This window comes from Gordonia neofelifaecis NRRL B-59395 (assembly GCF_000192435.1).
Taxonomy (GTDB): Bacteria; Actinomycetota; Actinomycetes; order Mycobacteriales; family Mycobacteriaceae; genus Gordonia; species Gordonia neofelifaecis.
In genome coordinates this window covers 247,842-262,467 of record NZ_AEUD01000003.1, presented here as the reverse complement: position 1 = coordinate 262,467, position 14,626 = coordinate 247,842, and the positions used below count along the sequence as shown (strand labels likewise).

Here is a 14,626-nt window from a genome sequence, read left to right as displayed (position 1 = left end):
GTCACGACCGCTGCCTTCCGCGCGAACGATCCCGGGACCCCGGACCGAGGGTCGCGGCCAGGCAAGCGATCCCGATCACGCAGCCACTCAGCAGATACGACGCGCCATCGGAGTCCATGGCCGCCACCAGGGCGCCGGTCGCGAGCCCGGTCTGCTGCGCCGCGCCGAGTTCGGCCGCGCGCCGGACCGGGAACTCCCCTGCCGTCGCGAGCGTCCGGTCGTTGACGAGGGGGAACGTCAGGCCGACGCCCATGCCGACCGGAACGGTTGCCGCGATCAGGGCACCCGAGACGCCGGGAGCCGCGGACACCGCGACGCACCCGACGGCGAGGACCGCGAGACCCATGAGCAGCGCCCGGCCGGGGCCCAGACGCGGCACCACCCGCGACGCGAGGGCGGCGCCGACCGCCGCCGCAGCGTTCAACGGCAAGAACCCCGCTCCCGTCTCGGTCACCGACCAGCCGTGATCGTCCTGCAGGACGAAGCTCGTCGTGATGACCGAAGCGGCGAGGAGCGCGTTCGCCGCCGCGACCGCCGCCAGCGCGGTCCACGGTGGCATCGTGGACCGGAACGGGTCCGGCGGTCCGGACGTCGCGACGCGCGGCGCCGGAGACGATCTGAGCGCGGCCGGCCAGATCGCGGCGCACGCCGCTGCTCCGACGCTCACCGCGACGAAGCTCCACCGCCACGAGACCGCCGCGAGCGGCGCGGCGATGATCAGCGATGCCACCGCACCGGATCCCGAGATGACCGTGAACACCGCGAAATCGCGGATACGCGCTCTGCCCGAACCGGCGATCGCGTGCAACGACGCCAGCACGCACGTCGCGGTGACGGCCGCGGTGGCGCCCTGTGCGGCTCGTGCGAGCACGAGCCACTGCGGAGAGACTGCGAGCGCACCCGCCAGGGCCGTGAACGCGAACGTCGCGGCCGCCGGGGCGACGAACCGTCGGGCATCGACGCTGCGCAAGGCGACGGCAGTCGCGGGCAGCGCCACGATGAACGCGGCGGCGAACGGCGTCACCATCAGGTGTCTGACTTCGCTGCCGAGCTGGAAGTCCCGAGCCACCAGCGGAGCCAACAGCGCGATGGCGGTCTCGTCGAGTACGACCACGAACTGAACGCACGCGAGAATCAGAACGACGGACGGTGCGCAGACACCGCGGATTCGCCTCAAGAATTCCGGTGACCGGTTCGTAGTTTATGCGAACCGTCGCACATCGGCGCGATCGTCGAATGGCCGCAGCGGCAGAAAGCGACCGTCTGTCGACGCGGCGAATACGACGTACCATCGACATCGAGCACTGAGATCGGACCGCGTACCAAAAGCGGCCCTGAAGGACACGGAATGACGGTCACGTCAGTGTCCCGAGGTCTGCCGCCCTGATTGTTGGAGGCCATGTGTCCTCGTTTCCTGGGAATCTGCAGAATTCGTCGGTCAGCGCGAGCCTACTCACCGAAGAGCAGCCGGCGAAAGCCTCGCGCGGGCGGATGCCGCTGCCCGCTCCGCGCGGTGTGGTCAGCGGCGAGCTGGCCGACCTGCTCGTCGATCTGGACCGGCCGGCCGGCCGGCTGGTGGTCCTGATGGACTCACATGCGGGGCCGGTCCTGGCAGATGAGGACATCCAGATCTCGCTGACCATGCTGTACGAGCTCCATCTCCGGGGAATCGCCGGCGTCGACGATCGAGCCGAATGGGACGTCCGTCTGCTCGAGGTGCGGGCGATGATCGAACGTCGGATGGTGGATGAACTCGACGCGCTGGTCGGGCCGATCGCCGATCCCGGTGAAGTGGCCGATGAGATGTTCCGGATCGCCGCCGCCGACGACGGCCCACCCCTCGCGCGTTATCTCGCCACTTCGGGATCAATCGATCAGTTCCGAGAACTGGTGGTCCATCGATCACTGAATCAGCTGCGCGAAGCAGATGTCCACACCTTGGCGATACCCCGTTTGGCGGGATCGGCCAAAGCAGCTCTCGTCGAAGTGCAATCGGACGAATACGGCGGTGGCCGAGTGGATTTCATGCACGCGACACTGTGGGCGGATCTGATGGACGGACTCGGGCTCGATTCCACGTATGCCTCGTATATCGACCGAATTCCGGCAACGACTCTCGCAGCGGTCAACACCCTGTCGTATCTCGGTCTGCACCGATCGACCGTCCTCGAGTTGATCGGCCATCTGTGCATGATCGAGACGACCTCCGCACTGCCCTGCCGCGACTACAGCAGGGCCCTGAGACGACTCGGTTTCGAACCGGCCGTGGGGCTCTTCTTCGACGAGCACGTGGAAGCCGATTCCGTGCACGAGCAACTCGTCGTCAGATCCGTCGCAGGCGCGCTCGCCGAGTCGCCGAACGATCGGATCGCGCTGATCCGCGGTGCGATGATCTGTCTCGCTGTCGAGAAGGCCGCGGCCGAGCACGTCTGGGAGTCCTGGGAGGCCGGCCGGTCCTCGTTGCGTCCGGCAGGAGTTCGATGATCGGGCACCGGGTGCCGGACGCACGGACCGCGGAGCGGATCTTCGCGGACATTCCCCTGCCGATGCCGCGGATCACGACGGCAGCGGGCGTCTATCGACCGTCGACCGACTCCGCGCTGCTGTGCAGCCGGATGGTGGCCGAGCTGCTGGATGTGTCGTCGCCGATCGGCACGGTGATCGAACTGTGTGCCGGCAGCGGAATCGCATCGGTGTACGCGGCCTCAGCCGGCGCGCGGGTCACCGCGATCGACGACACCGCCGCGGCCGAGCGCGCGGTGCGCGCGAACGCCTCGGCGAACGGCGTGATGGTCGACGTGGTCCGGGCCGATGTGCGGAACCTTCCGCCGCTGCCCGCCGCGGACTTGGTCGTCGCCAACCCGCCGTATGTGCCCGCGCCGCCGACCGCACCGCCTGGACACGCATGGAACGCCGGACCGGACGGGCGCGACGTGCTCGATGCCATGATCGCGGTGCTGCCGCGGCTGGTCCGGCCCGGTGGCCGAGCGATCATCGTGCAGTCCGACGTGTGCGGAGTCGAGCCGACCCTCGCGGCGTTCGCCGCGCACGGTTTCGCCGCGTCGGTCACCGACGACGTCCCGGTCGACTTCGGGCCGGTGATGACGGAGCGGGCCGACTGGCTGGAGCGGCGCGGTCTGATCGAGCCGGGCCGGCGCACGGAACGACTCGTCGTGGTTCGCGCGAACCGGACCAGGCGGAATCCGAGCGAGGCCGGGCGGTGACCCGTCTGCCGCTGAACCGGGCGCAACGCGCCCTCTGGTACGCGCAGGAGATGCTCGGCCCCGATGTGCCGATGTCGATCGCGCAGTGTCTGGAGATCGACGGCCCCCTGGATGTCCAGACGCTGATGCGGATCGTCGATGAGGTCGCCGTCGATCTCGAGATCTCCACGACCAGACTGGTCGGCACCGAGCAGCCGGACCTGGAAGTCGGCGGGCGGCCGGTGTCGGTCTTCACCGACGCGGTCGTCCTCGAGGATCTGCCGGATCGGCGGGCCGCTGCGGAGCGGTGGATGACGAGGGCGACCACGGCGCCCTTCCCCCTCGACGGTCCGCTGCTTCGCTGTGCCCTGCTGGACGTCGGCCCGGGACGCCGGGTGCTGTACGCACGAGCACACCACGTACTGCTGGACGGCTATGCCGCGGGCCTCTTCATGCGTCATGTGGCGTATCGGTATCGGCGCGCCGTCGGGGACGCGGGCGACGACGTCGCACCACCCGCCCCGGCCGGCCCCGAGACCATTCTCGATCGGGAGCGCCGCTACGCGGGCTCGGCGCGCGAGGCTCGGGATCGATCCTATTGGTCGGAAGTGCTGGCGGAGGCCCCCGAGCCGCTCGTCCTCGGGGATCCCGCCGCTGCGCCCGCGGTCGAGCGTCATCGAGCCGGGGTGGACCTGACCGCTCCGCAGCTGAACCTGCTGCGCCGCACCGCGGATCGTTCCGGAGTGCCCGCAGTCGCCGTCATCGTGGCCGCCGCGGCACTGTCCCTGTCGGGGCTGCGCGAGCACGACACGGTTCCGTTGACACTCGTCACGTCGGCGCGCACGACCGCCCGACTGCGGTCCGCGGCGGGGACGATGTCGAATCTGCTGCCGATCTGGCTTCGACATCGCGCGGACGACACCGTCGATCGACATCTCCGGTACGTCTCGGGAACTCTGTCGGAAGCCTTGCGTCACCTTGAGTTCCGGTATGAGCGCATGAGTGCCGGTGACGAACCCGGGCTCGGTGACCGGACCCGTTCGGGCTTGGCCGCCCGTCTCGGTCCGGTGCTGAACATCGTCCCGTCACCACCGCGGATCACGCTGGGCGACTCGCTTCGCACGCGATTCCGCCTGTTGTCGACCGGCCCCGTCGCAGACGTGAACATCAACGTCTACCCGGACCGGACCGACGGACTCCGCGTGGAGATCGAGGCCAACGCGAGGGCCCACACCGAACGCGCGGCCGATGTATTGCTGACGGGAGTCACGACACACCTCGCCGCGTTGTGCGCGGCGTCGCCGGACTCGCTGGTCGGCGGCCTGCCGGCGGCGGGTGGGGCGATCCCCTCCGGAGCCAGCCCCGTCTCCGACGGGAGCTCGCTCGCCGACGGTTACTGGCGGCACCGGCACAGCAGTCGTCCGGCGGTCATCGAGGGGTCCCGAGTCGTCGCCTACCGGGACCTGGCGAGCCGCGCAGCCGGCGTGGTCGACCTCCTGACGCGCCGATGCCGACCGGGCGACGTGATCGCGGTGCACAGTCCCCGATCCGCGGATGCCGTCGCGGCCGCCTGGGCGATAGCGGCGGCCGGAATGTGCGTGCTGCCGCTCGATCCGGCCCTGCCGCTACCCCGTCGGCAAGCGATTCTCGACGATGCCAGGCCCGCGCTCGTACTCGGACGGTGCGACGACGGGCTCGCCGACGTCGACCTGGCGGCGGTTCCGCGAGCCGACGAGCGGTCGGTGCGTGCGTCGTCGGTTCCGCCGGACTCGCCCGCCTACCTGATCTACACGTCCGGAACGTCGGGAACGCCCAAGGGCGTGGTGGTCCCGCATCGCGGTATCGCGGAGCTGACGGCTGAGATCGACGACAGCTACCGACTTGAATCACAGTGCCGTGTGGCACATTTCGCCTCCCCTGGATTCGACACCGCGATCGTCGAGACGCTCGCCGCGGCGCTGTCGGGCGCAGCGCTGGTCGTCGTACCGCCCGAGATCCGCGGCGGCGGTGAACTGGCAGCACTGCTCACCGCGCACGAGGTGACGCACCTGTTCATCACGCCCGCGGCGCTGGCGACGGTGCCGGTCGACGACGCGCGGTCGGTGACACACCTGATCGTCGGCGGGGACGTCTGTCCCGCGCCGCTGATCAGACGGTGGGCCGAGCGGTCGACCGTGCGGTGTGCGTACGGACCGAGCGAGACCACCTGCAGCGTCACCATGACCGCGCCGATCGACGCGGCCCGTGTCCGTCGAGCGGTTCCATTGGGTCGCCCGATGCGCGGCGTACGACTGCAATTGCTCGACCGCCGACTGCGTCGGGTGCCACCGGGCGGCGACGGCGAGTTGTATGTCTCGGGACCGAGCCTGGCCCTCGGCGTTCTCGGGAGGCCAGGAGCGACAGCCGGCCGGTTCGTCGCAGATCCGGACGTCGCCGGTGGCCGGATGTACCGCACCGGCGATCGAGTCCGTCGAGGATTCGACGACGAGCTGTGGTTCCTCGGTCGCGCCGACGCTCAGGTGAAGATCCGCGGTGTCCGGGTGGAGCCCGCCGAGACCGATCGAGCGGTCCTGGACAGCGGACTGGTCCGTGCCAGTGCCACGATCGCCCATTCCAGCGCGGCCGGTCGCCGGCTGCACACCTACGTGGTGGCGATGGACGGCGTCGAGACCTCCACCCTGCCGGGGCGGCTGCGCGGAACGCTGAGCGCGACGCTGCCTGCGGCATGCGTCCCGGCGGGGGTGACGGTGGTCGACGAACTGCCGCTGACGGTGAACAAGAAGCTCGACCGTGTCCGCCTGCCCGAACCCGTGGCGTCGTCATCGGCCGCCTATCTGCCGCCCTCGGACGAGGTTCAGGCGACGGTCGTCGAGGCGTTCGCGGCGGCGCTCGGCATCGACCGCGTCGGCATCGACGACGACTTCGTCGATCTCGGAGGCGATTCCCTGACCGCGACCACGGTCGCAGCGGCCCTGTCGGCCGGGCTGGGGTCGGTCGTCGGAGTACGGGACGTTCTGACCGACGGCACGCCGCGCAGACTCGCGGCGCTGGTCCGGGGACGCACGGACTCGGTCCGGCCGTCCGGGACGTCGGACGTCGTCGAATCCGACGACGAAGTACCCGACGGGCCGCTTCCACTCGCTCCCGCCCAGCGCAATGTGTTCGTCCGCCGGCACGGGATCGACCACCTCGTCGCCTTCACGATGCGGGTTCCGGACGGACTCGACCGTGCCGCGCTCCGGGACATCGTCGCCGGACTTCTCCGGCGCCACGAGATGCTCCGCAGCCGCACCTTCGACGACGGACTGTTCGACGTCGACCCGGTCCCCGATCCCGAGCGCTGGAGCGTCGATCACGTCGACACGTCGTCACCCGACTGGCGCCGCGAGTACCTGCATCGACCGATGGATGTCGCGGACCGGTATCCGCTGCGTGTCGGTCTGGCGTGCGCAGACGACCGGTCCGAGGTCGCGGTCGCCTTCCATCACCTCGCGGTCGACGGGGAGTCGCTGCAGGTGCTCATCCGGGATCTCCTCGGCGGCGCGGGCACCGCGGTCACTCGCGGCTACCGGGGGTACGCGGTTCGCGCCGTGCGACGAGCGACGGAGCGGCGGGACGAGGAGATCTCCTTCTTCGCACGGGAGATCGATACCGCGCTGCCCTCACCGCTCGACCGGGTCGATGTGCGCCCGTCCCGTTGGGATCCGGCGGGGACCCGAGTGCGATATCCACTCGATGACGCCGTGTGGAGCGGAGTGATTCGAGCCGCGGCGGAGCACCGCGTGACCGAGCTGACGATCGTCCGAGCGGGGCTGGCGTCGACGCTCGCGCGCCGATCCGGGAACCGCGTAGTTCACATCGGCGCACTCTGCTCGGGGCGCACCGACTCGGCGTCGACCGATGTCGTGGGCATGTTCGTCAACACCGTATGCGTGGTATGCCGTGTCGCCGACGACCACGACGAGACGATCAGAGCGGTCGCCGCTGCGGAGGCCGGGGCGTTCGGCCACGCGACGACGGCCTTCGCCGAGGTGGTCGAAGCCCTGGGCGCCGCAAGGCCGGATCGTCATCCGCTGTTCCAGGTGATGCTGACCGTCGACCGGCCCACCGCGTCGGGCGTGAATCCGCTGCCGGTGGACCTCGCGCACTGCGATCTGCACATGTCTGTGGTGCCGCCTTCGCCCGGTGCGGCAGGCTGTCTCGAGGTGCTGTATCCGGTCGCGATGCTGACACCGGAGACCGTTGACGAGGTCGTCGCCGGCCTGTTGGACGTACTCGGCTCTGCCTGTGCCACAGTCGAAGCGAGGTGAAGGAGATCGACGATGACCGAGAACAACTGGTCTGTCCGACCTGAGAAACACGGTGACGAGGCGGCGATTCGGGCCGTCGAGATGGCGGCGTTCCCGTCCGCAGAGGAAGCCGATCTGGTGGATGCACTGCGCCGAGATCCGACCGCCTGGATCGACGGGCTGTCGTATGTGGCCGTCGTCGACGGCGACGTGATCGGCCATGCGCTGCTGACCCGAGCCGAGATCGATGGCGAGCCGGTGCTCGCGCTCGCTCCGTGCGCGGTGGTGCCGTCGGCGCAGGGCACCGGTGTCGGCACCTCCGTCATCACCGCCTTGCTCGACGCCGCCCGCGAGGCCGGTGAGACGACGGCCGTCGTGCTGGGGCATGCCGACTACTATCCGCGATTCGGCTTCAGGCCAGCCTCCGGATTCGGAGTGACAGCGCCCTTCGACGTACCCGACGACGCCTTCCTCGTGCTGCCGCTGGCACCGGACACGGTTCCACCGTCCGGGCTCATGCGGTACGCAGCAGCGTTCGGTGTGTGAGCGGACAAGAAGCGCGGCGGCCTGAAGCTCGATACGCCGTGCTACCGGGCGACGCCGTCAGCGAGCATTCCGCGACCGAGCCAGTCCGACGAGGTGCGGATGCCGGGCAGCACGAAGAAGTAACCGCCCCCGAACGGCTGCACGTAATCCTCGAGGGGCTCGCCGTCGAGCCGGCTCTGGACGGTCTCGAACTGCTGCTGAATGTTCTGCTGGAAGCACACGAAGATGTGGCCCGACTGCAGATTGCCGTTGTCGTCCACGCCGAGGTCGTAGTTGTACGACCTCCGGATGAGTCGCTGGCGCGCAGTCTCCGGGGTCCGCGGATTGGCCAGTCGGATATGCGCGTCCGCCGGCACTGCGAAGCCCTTCGGGTCCGCAGCGTAGTCCGGCGTGTCGAACTCGGCGTTGCCGTCCAGCGGGGCACCGCTGTCGCGCCGCCGCCCGAAGATCCGCTCCTGCTCGTTGATCGAGATCCGGTCCCAGAACTCGGTGAACATGCGGATCAACCGGACCACGACGAAGGTACCGCCGACGGTCCACGGCTGGCTGACGTCGTGGTCGAGCCAGATCAGCGACTGCGCGTCGGCACCCTGCGGGTTCCCGGTGCCGTCCTTGAAGCCCATGAGGTTGCGGGGTGTGCCCTCCGGTCGCGGTGGTGATCCGAATCCTCTTATCCGCCAAAGGATCTGCATGTTCTCGCGCGTGGCACGGAGGATCTCACGGACCGCGCGGTGCACGGTGTCGGCGTGATTCGCGCAGATCTGAATGAGCAGGTCGCCGCCCGTCCACGCCGATTCCGGCCGGTCGTTCCGGAACACGCGCATCGGTGTGAGGCTCGCCGGTCGGCGATTCGCGAGGCCGAATCGGTCGTCGAACAGTGAACTGCCGACCGCGACCGTGACCGTCAGACCGTCGGTGTCGGGTGCGGCACCCAGGACGCCGTTGTCCGCGGGTGGTCGTGCCACCGGCGTGTCGGGCGACGCCTCCCCCCGCAGCGAGCTGACGGATCGTCACCGTCAGCGTCTTCAGGAGGGCCTCCAGGCCGGCGCGGTCGGTCGCGGTGACGCGCGCGGAGACGAACTCCGATGCGGGCTGCTGCCGACCCGCCGCCGGATCGTCGACGCCGGGCTGATGGTCGCCGTGCACCGGATAGCTGTCTTCGATCGGCGTTCCCGCGGGCTCTGCGGCACGACGGTCGGCTTCGACCCCACCGCCGACCACGCCGATCGCGACGGCGGCACCGGCCGCACCGAACAGACTTCCCTTGAGCAGAGAACGGCGATTGATGTCACTCACCGGATGTCACTTGCCTTCCGCGGTCCGGGCCAGGGGCGGTTCGAGCTCTCCTGGGATCTTGGCGAGCAGTTCGAGGGTCGACGACAGGCCCGCGTTGATCGCGAGTCGCTGTGCGACCGTGATGTCATTCCGCGAGACCCAGTCGCCTGCGGGCCGTTGGGCATTGGACTTCAACACGGACTCGAGACGATCGAGCTGGGTGCGCGACTGCGCCAGCAACTGCGGGTCGCGGCTGCGGAGCAGTCCGCCGAGACAGTCGAGGACCACGCGGGTATTGGCGATCATCGCATCGGTCTCGAGGTACTCGCTGCCCGCGCCGAGGTCGGAGAATCCGTTGGTGAGGTGGCGCTCGGCCTCCTCCAGCACCTCGTGCGCTCGCAGCGGGATGTCCTTCGGGTCCAGTGCCACGTCCGGATCGTGTGTGCGGACCGCGGTGGTCAGGGCGTCGATGTCGACGATGAGCGCTGTCCCGACGGGGGCGAGCTGAGCCGGCGACTGACCGTGCCACAGGCCGTATTCGACACGCCTGAGCCCGCGGAAGGCGGGATCGTCGACGCCGTGCGGGTACGGCCACGGCGGTCCGCCGATCGCATCGCCGAGATCGCCGAAGGCCCGGTAGGACGCGCTCGACTGCTGCCAGACGGCGATGGCGGTCCGCCAGGCGGACTGCGCCGCGATGGTGTCGCCCGATGCGATGGCGTTGTTGAGAGTCAGCGTGGCCGACCGCAGATCGTCGAGCCGCCGGAGCACATCGGCTCGCAACGCTGCGGCGGGTCCGGCGAGGTCGGCTTCGGTCACCGGTGGCTTCGGCGCAGGCGGTCGTATCCCGGGGGCGCCGCTGACGGGAATGAACGAGGAGTACGAGGCGGCCGAACCGGCCATCGCGCAGTGGAATCGGAATCGGCCCGCGGGAACGGTCGTCCGCATGGGCACGGTGGTCTTCGGCGCCAGGGTCTCGATCTCGCCGAGGATGTCGCCCGCCGGGTCTTCGAGGGTGATCTCCCCCGATCGGCCTGACTTGTTGCGCACGTTGAAGGTGTGCACGCCGGCACCGTCGATCACCGCATCGGCGCCGCAGCTGCCTTCGGCGACGGTGACTGTGGACTCGGTGGAGATCTGCTTCGGGAGCATCGTGGCGACCGCCGTCGCGACCGCGAGAGGAACAACGATGACCGCCGCTGTGACCGAACGCTGATGATCGGTGATCCTCGCGGCGAATCCGTCGAGCCGGGACGGTCCGCGGTCACTCGGCGCGGCGATCGGGACGCGGAAGTACACCCACAGAACAATGACGAGGTACAGCACCCAGACGGCCACCTGCAGAACGGTCATGCGGACGGCGATGCCGGTCACGGCGGTGACGATCGCCATCCACCAACTGCTCGCGTCGATCGTCGCCGACACGTCCCAGGCGATCCAGTTGCGGCCGGGAAGCCATCCGGCGGACTGCAACTCGCCGACGCTGTACGACAGAATCCCGGCGATCACGACCGTCAGGAACACCGCCGTGTAGGTGAAGAACTTCCCCAGGTTCAGTTGCAGGGACCTGCGGTACAGCAGCCAGGCCAACGACAGGCCCAAGGCGATGCCGATCACCGCGCCGATGATCGATCCCATGGCATCGCCGTTCTGGCGGGACGCGGTCCAGAGGAACAGGGTGGCTTCGAGACTCTCGCGTGCGACGGCCGCGAACGCGGTGAGCATGAGGGCCGCGGTGCCGTTGCCGGCACCGACTGCGACCTTCTGACTCAGTTCGGCGTTCATGGTCCGGGCGGTCCGGCGCATCGTGAAGATCATTCGGGTCACCAGGACCACGGCCAGCAGCCCGAGCAGACCGCTGAGAATCGACTGGCCCGCGGCAGGGAGCGCGGCGAGACTCGCGGTCAACACGATCGCCGCGCTGACCGACAGGCTGAGTGCGGCGACGACACCCACCCAGATCGCGACGACCTGCCGTCGATCACCCGAACCGCGCTTGACCGCGGCCAGCAGGATGGTGATCACCAGGCCGGCTTCCAGAGCTTCCCGCAACCCGATAATCAGATTAGGCAAGCCTATGGAAATGTTCATGAATCGGAGACTAGCAAAGCCGCGCGGTCGAATGAAAACGCAGAATCGCCGATCTTTCCGGATTGATATTCAACGCCTGAATGAATGCTCGAACAGCACTCTACCTGCAGTGATGTCAATGACTGCGGATTAAGGAATCTCTAAGCGGTGTTCGCGTAAAAGCGCAGGCTCACCGATTCTCCCCGCCGTTCCGGCGAATTCATCGAGTGCGTGAAAAGACGATCAAGCGTCATCCGGTGATCAGCGCCCACACGCCTTGTTCTCCCGCCTCGACGGCCGCTCGCGCCACTTCGCGGTCCCAGTGTGCGACCGAGCCGCCCTCGCCTCGCCAGGCGAGCGCGGCTCGGGTGAACTCGTGCAAGCGGTGTTCCAGCGTGGTGCCGATCGCGCCGTGGATCTGGTGGGCGTTTCGGACGACCATCGAGGCCGCATGCCCGGAGCACGACCGCGCCACGGCGATCAGGAAACCGAGCCTCCGGTCCGACCAGCCGCTGTCCACGGCGACGGCCAGCGCGGTCTCGGTCGCCGTCCGGGCCAATGCGGCTTCGGCCGCGGCGTCGGCGATCAACGTCTGAACGGCTTGCATCTTCGCCAGCGGCCGACCGAACTGGACCCGCGCGGTGGCGTGCTCGATCGCCGATTCCACGGCGCAGTCGAGCGCGGCGCACACCTGGATCGCGCGGACGAGGGCGTGTTTGAGACGCAATCGGCGCACGACCTCGGCGGGGACCTCATGGCTGTCGGCGGCCTCGAGGTCGACGACGAGGTCCGATCGGGGTTCGCCGATCTGGTTGACTCCCGGTGCGAGCGTGCACGCCCCGCGATCGACATCGGTGATCGTCGTACGGCCGGCGGATTCACCGATCACGATGATCCGATCGGCGTCGTCTGCCCAGGGAACACTGCGCGCGCGGCCCGCCGAGTCCACGACCGCCATCGTGCGCACCAGTCCGTCGTCGGAGCGGAGGTTCAGTGTCGTGAGGAGGTCGCAGGCGAGTAGATCGTGCTCGGCGAGCGGCAGTCGGATCGCATGACGCACCGCCGCGGTCAGGAGTTCGGCCGCCTCGGCCCAGCCGGCACCGGAACCGCCGGTCGATTCCGGTGCGGTCAGTCGGACGAGCCCGAGCTCGTCGAGTTCGTCCCACAGTGCGCGGTCGAATCCGGTGGTCGCCCGGTGACGGTCGCGACGTTCGGCCAGCACCGAGTCCATCATCTGCGCGAGATCGGCATCGACGAGGCTCATCGCATCCCCAGTTCCCGTGCGATCACGCCGCGGAGCACCTCGCTGCTGCCGCCGCGAATGGTGAACCCGGGACGCTGGTCGACGCCTGCGCGGACCAGCTGAGCCAATCGCGGGTCGGTGGCGTCGTCGACGAGCAGGTCGGCCACGTCGACGATGTCCCCTTCGGTCGCCGTGCCGAGCACCTTGACCACAGCCGCCGGAACGTTCGCGGTATCGCCCCTGCTGAGGACCCCGGCGACGGCTTCGGACATCTGGTGCAGTCCCGCCGACCGTGCGACGAGTCGTCCCAGATCTGCGGGTGTCACAGCGGTCTCGGTGCGTTGCTCCCCCACGAGGGCTCGCAGGATCGGGAACGACGACAGAATCCGCTCCGGACCGCTGCGCTCGAATCCGAGTTCACTGGTCACCTGCTGCCACCCGTGGCCGATCCGGCCGAACACTCTCGAGTCAGGGACGAAGACGTCGTCGAGGACGACCTCGTTGAAATGGTGCCCGCCGCTCATCGACACGATCGGTCGGACTTGGACGCCGGGTGCCCGGAGGTCGACGATGAACTGGCTGAGTCCGCCGTGACGGGCGGCGGGGTCGACGGCTGACGTCCGCGCCAGGGTCATCAGCCATTGCGAGACGTGTGCGCCCGAGGTCCACACCTTGGCGCCGGTGATCGACCAGCCGCCCGCGACCGGAACGGCGCGTGTGCGGACGCTGGCCAAGTCGGAGCCGGAGTCGGGTTCGCTCATTCCGATCGCCCAGAAGTCGCTGCCGTCGGCGATGCGCGGCAGGAACTCGGCCTTCTGATCCTGCGTGCCGTATCTGAGGATCGACGGCGCCATCTGCCGGTCGGCGATCCAGTGGGCGGCCACGGGCGCCCCCGCGGCCAGCAGTTCCTCGGTGACCACGAATCGCTCCATGAACGTCCGTCCCCGGCCGCCGTACTCGGTCGGGATCGTCATTCCGATCCAACCGTGCTCGACGAGTGCGCGAGTGAACTCCGGGTTCGAACCCGTCATCCAGCTGTCCACCGTCGGCGTGAACGCATTCGCCGCCAACTGCTGGTCGATGAACTCCCGCACCTCGGTGCGGAGGCCGCCGAGGCCCTCCACCCGTGCGATCGGTGGTGCGAGTCTGAGGCCTTCTCCCACGTGTTCTCCTGCCCACGATGTCCCGTCCCGAACAGTCTGCCGACCGATCGCACGATGCGTGGCGCGAACTGCGGTCCGGATACCATGGTTCACGGATTCCTAGGAGAGGCGGATTCGACGATGACGACCGTGAGCGGCGACCAGGGCTACTTCGACGACGAGTTCATCGAGAGCTTCGACGAACTGCTGCGCTGGCGTCGCGACGTCCGTCGATTCAAGACCGACCCCATCGACCCCGAGGTCGTCCAGGAGATCATCGCGTCCGCCGAGCTCTCCCCGTCCGTCGGCAACAGTCAGCCGTGGCGCTGGGTCGACGTCCGCTCACCCGAGCCGCGCGCGGTCGTGAAGGAGACGTTCGCCCGCTGCAACGCAGAAGCGCTGCAGGGCTATCGCGGCGAACGCGCCCAGCAGTACTCCACCCTCAAGCTCGCCGGACTCGATCAGGCACCCGTTCACTTGGCGGTGTTCTGCGAGGACGAGACCCTGCAGGGACACGGCCTCGGCAGGCAGACGATGCCCGAGACACTCGCCTACTCGGTGGTCACGGCGATCGGCAGCCTGTGGCTGGCGGCGCGCGCCCGCGGTGTCGGCGTCGGCTGGATCTCGATCATCGAACCCGAGGCGGTGTACCGGGCGCTCGACGTCCCCGAGGAATGGCGGTTCGTGGCGTATCTGTGTGTCGGCTATCCGGAGAAGGTCGACGCCACCCCCGAGCTCGAACGCGCGGGCTGGCAGGCGCGGACCGATCCGGACGCCCGGTACTTCGTCCGCTGAGCGACTCCGCATCGGCGACGATGATCGTCCTGCCGAAAACCAACCGATCAGTCGGTCGGCCGA

At 68.9% G+C, this 14,626-nt stretch carries 10 protein-coding genes and 1 pseudogene; 5 read left to right on the top strand and 6 right to left on the bottom strand.

Annotated elements, in window-relative coordinates; genetic code table 11:
• Position 1 precedes the first annotated feature (1 nt).
• Together SCNU_RS05295 and SCNU_RS20120 are read right to left on the bottom strand one after the other, a co-directional pair.
• Positions 2 to 1,177: an MFS transporter gene (locus tag SCNU_RS05295; RefSeq protein WP_009678330.1), complete on the bottom strand. Its 1,176-nt coding sequence runs from the start codon at positions 1,175 to 1,177 to the stop codon at positions 2 to 4.
• The gene (locus tag SCNU_RS20120; RefSeq protein WP_009678329.1) at positions 1,174 to 1,401 is read right to left on the bottom strand and encodes a CDGSH iron-sulfur domain-containing protein; all 228 of its coding nucleotides are present in this window, start codon (positions 1,399 to 1,401) and stop codon (positions 1,174 to 1,176) included. Before SCNU_RS20120 ends, SCNU_RS05295 begins: the two co-directional genes overlap by 4 nt.
• A 90-nt stretch (positions 1,402 to 1,491) precedes the next feature.
• Here SCNU_RS20120 and SCNU_RS05290 point away from each other — a divergent pair, with 90 nt between their 5' ends.
• The 4 genes from SCNU_RS05290 to SCNU_RS05275 are packed head-to-tail and all read left to right on the top strand — an operon-like array spanning position 1,492 to position 8,038.
• Positions 1,492 to 2,484 carry an iron-containing redox enzyme family protein gene (locus tag SCNU_RS05290; RefSeq protein ID WP_009678328.1) on the top strand — a complete coding sequence of 331 codons (993 nt, stop codon included), beginning with the start codon at positions 1,492 to 1,494 and terminating at the stop codon, positions 2,482 to 2,484.
• Entirely contained in the window at positions 2,481 to 3,224 is a 744-nt protein-coding gene (locus SCNU_RS05285) for a methyltransferase (RefSeq protein WP_009678327.1), read from the top strand. The genes SCNU_RS05290 and SCNU_RS05285 overlap by 4 nt, the downstream gene beginning before the upstream one ends.
• On the top strand, positions 3,221 to 7,513 hold the full coding sequence (locus tag SCNU_RS05280) for a non-ribosomal peptide synthetase (RefSeq protein ID WP_009678326.1): 4,293 nt from the start codon (positions 3,221 to 3,223) through the stop codon (positions 7,511 to 7,513). The genes SCNU_RS05285 and SCNU_RS05280 overlap by 4 nt, the downstream gene beginning before the upstream one ends.
• A gap of 12 nt (positions 7,514 to 7,525) precedes the next feature.
• On the top strand, positions 7,526 to 8,038 hold the full coding sequence (locus tag SCNU_RS05275) for a GNAT family N-acetyltransferase (RefSeq protein ID WP_009678325.1): 513 nt from the start codon (positions 7,526 to 7,528) through the stop codon (positions 8,036 to 8,038).
• Between the two features lie 41 nt (positions 8,039 to 8,079).
• Here SCNU_RS05275 and SCNU_RS05270 read toward each other — a convergent pair.
• The 4 genes and pseudogenes from SCNU_RS05270 to SCNU_RS05255 form a co-directional block, all read right to left on the bottom strand.
• A pseudogene (locus SCNU_RS05270) lies at positions 8,080 to 9,334 on the bottom strand (Dyp-type peroxidase).
• 6 nt (positions 9,335 to 9,340) lie between these two features.
• Positions 9,341 to 11,386 carry an FTR1 family protein gene (locus SCNU_RS05265; protein WP_175284071.1) on the bottom strand — a complete coding sequence of 682 codons (2,046 nt, stop codon included), beginning with the start codon at positions 11,384 to 11,386 and terminating at the stop codon, positions 9,341 to 9,343.
• A 247-nt stretch (positions 11,387 to 11,633) separates the two neighbouring features.
• Positions 11,634 to 12,647, bottom strand: a complete 1,014-nt coding sequence (locus SCNU_RS05260) for an acyl-CoA dehydrogenase family protein (RefSeq protein WP_009678322.1) — start codon at positions 12,645 to 12,647, stop codon at positions 11,634 to 11,636.
• On the bottom strand, positions 12,644 to 13,789 hold the full coding sequence (locus tag SCNU_RS05255; RefSeq protein ID WP_050792755.1) for an acyl-CoA dehydrogenase family protein: 1,146 nt from the start codon (positions 13,787 to 13,789) through the stop codon (positions 12,644 to 12,646). The genes SCNU_RS05260 and SCNU_RS05255 overlap by 4 nt, the downstream gene beginning before the upstream one ends.
• Before the next feature lie 120 nt (positions 13,790 to 13,909).
• Here SCNU_RS05255 and bluB point away from each other — a divergent pair, with 120 nt between their 5' ends.
• Positions 13,910 to 14,563: a 5,6-dimethylbenzimidazole synthase gene (gene bluB, locus SCNU_RS05250; RefSeq protein WP_009678320.1), complete on the top strand. Its 654-nt coding sequence runs from the start codon at positions 13,910 to 13,912 to the stop codon at positions 14,561 to 14,563.
• The last annotated feature ends 63 nt before the right edge of the window (positions 14,564 to 14,626 follow it).

Bases quoted from the DNA above. Each gene is read 5' to 3' on its own strand.
- SCNU_RS20120 (WP_009678329.1), bottom strand. From the start codon at position 1,401: ATGGCCTCCAACAATCAGGGCGGCAGACCTCGGGACACTGACGTGACC.
- SCNU_RS05290 (WP_009678328.1), top strand. From the start codon at position 1,492: ATGCCGCTGCCCGCTCCGCGCGGTGTGGTCAGCGGCGAGCTGGCCGAC.
- SCNU_RS05285 (WP_009678327.1), top strand. From the start codon at position 2,481: ATGATCGGGCACCGGGTGCCGGACGCACGGACCGCGGAGCGGATCTTC.
- SCNU_RS05275 (WP_009678325.1), top strand. From the start codon at position 7,526: ATGACCGAGAACAACTGGTCTGTCCGACCTGAGAAACACGGTGACGAG.
- SCNU_RS05260 (WP_009678322.1), bottom strand. From the start codon at position 12,647: ATGAGCCTCGTCGATGCCGATCTCGCGCAGATGATGGACTCGGTGCTG.
- bluB (WP_009678320.1), top strand. From the start codon at position 13,910: ATGACGACCGTGAGCGGCGACCAGGGCTACTTCGACGACGAGTTCATC.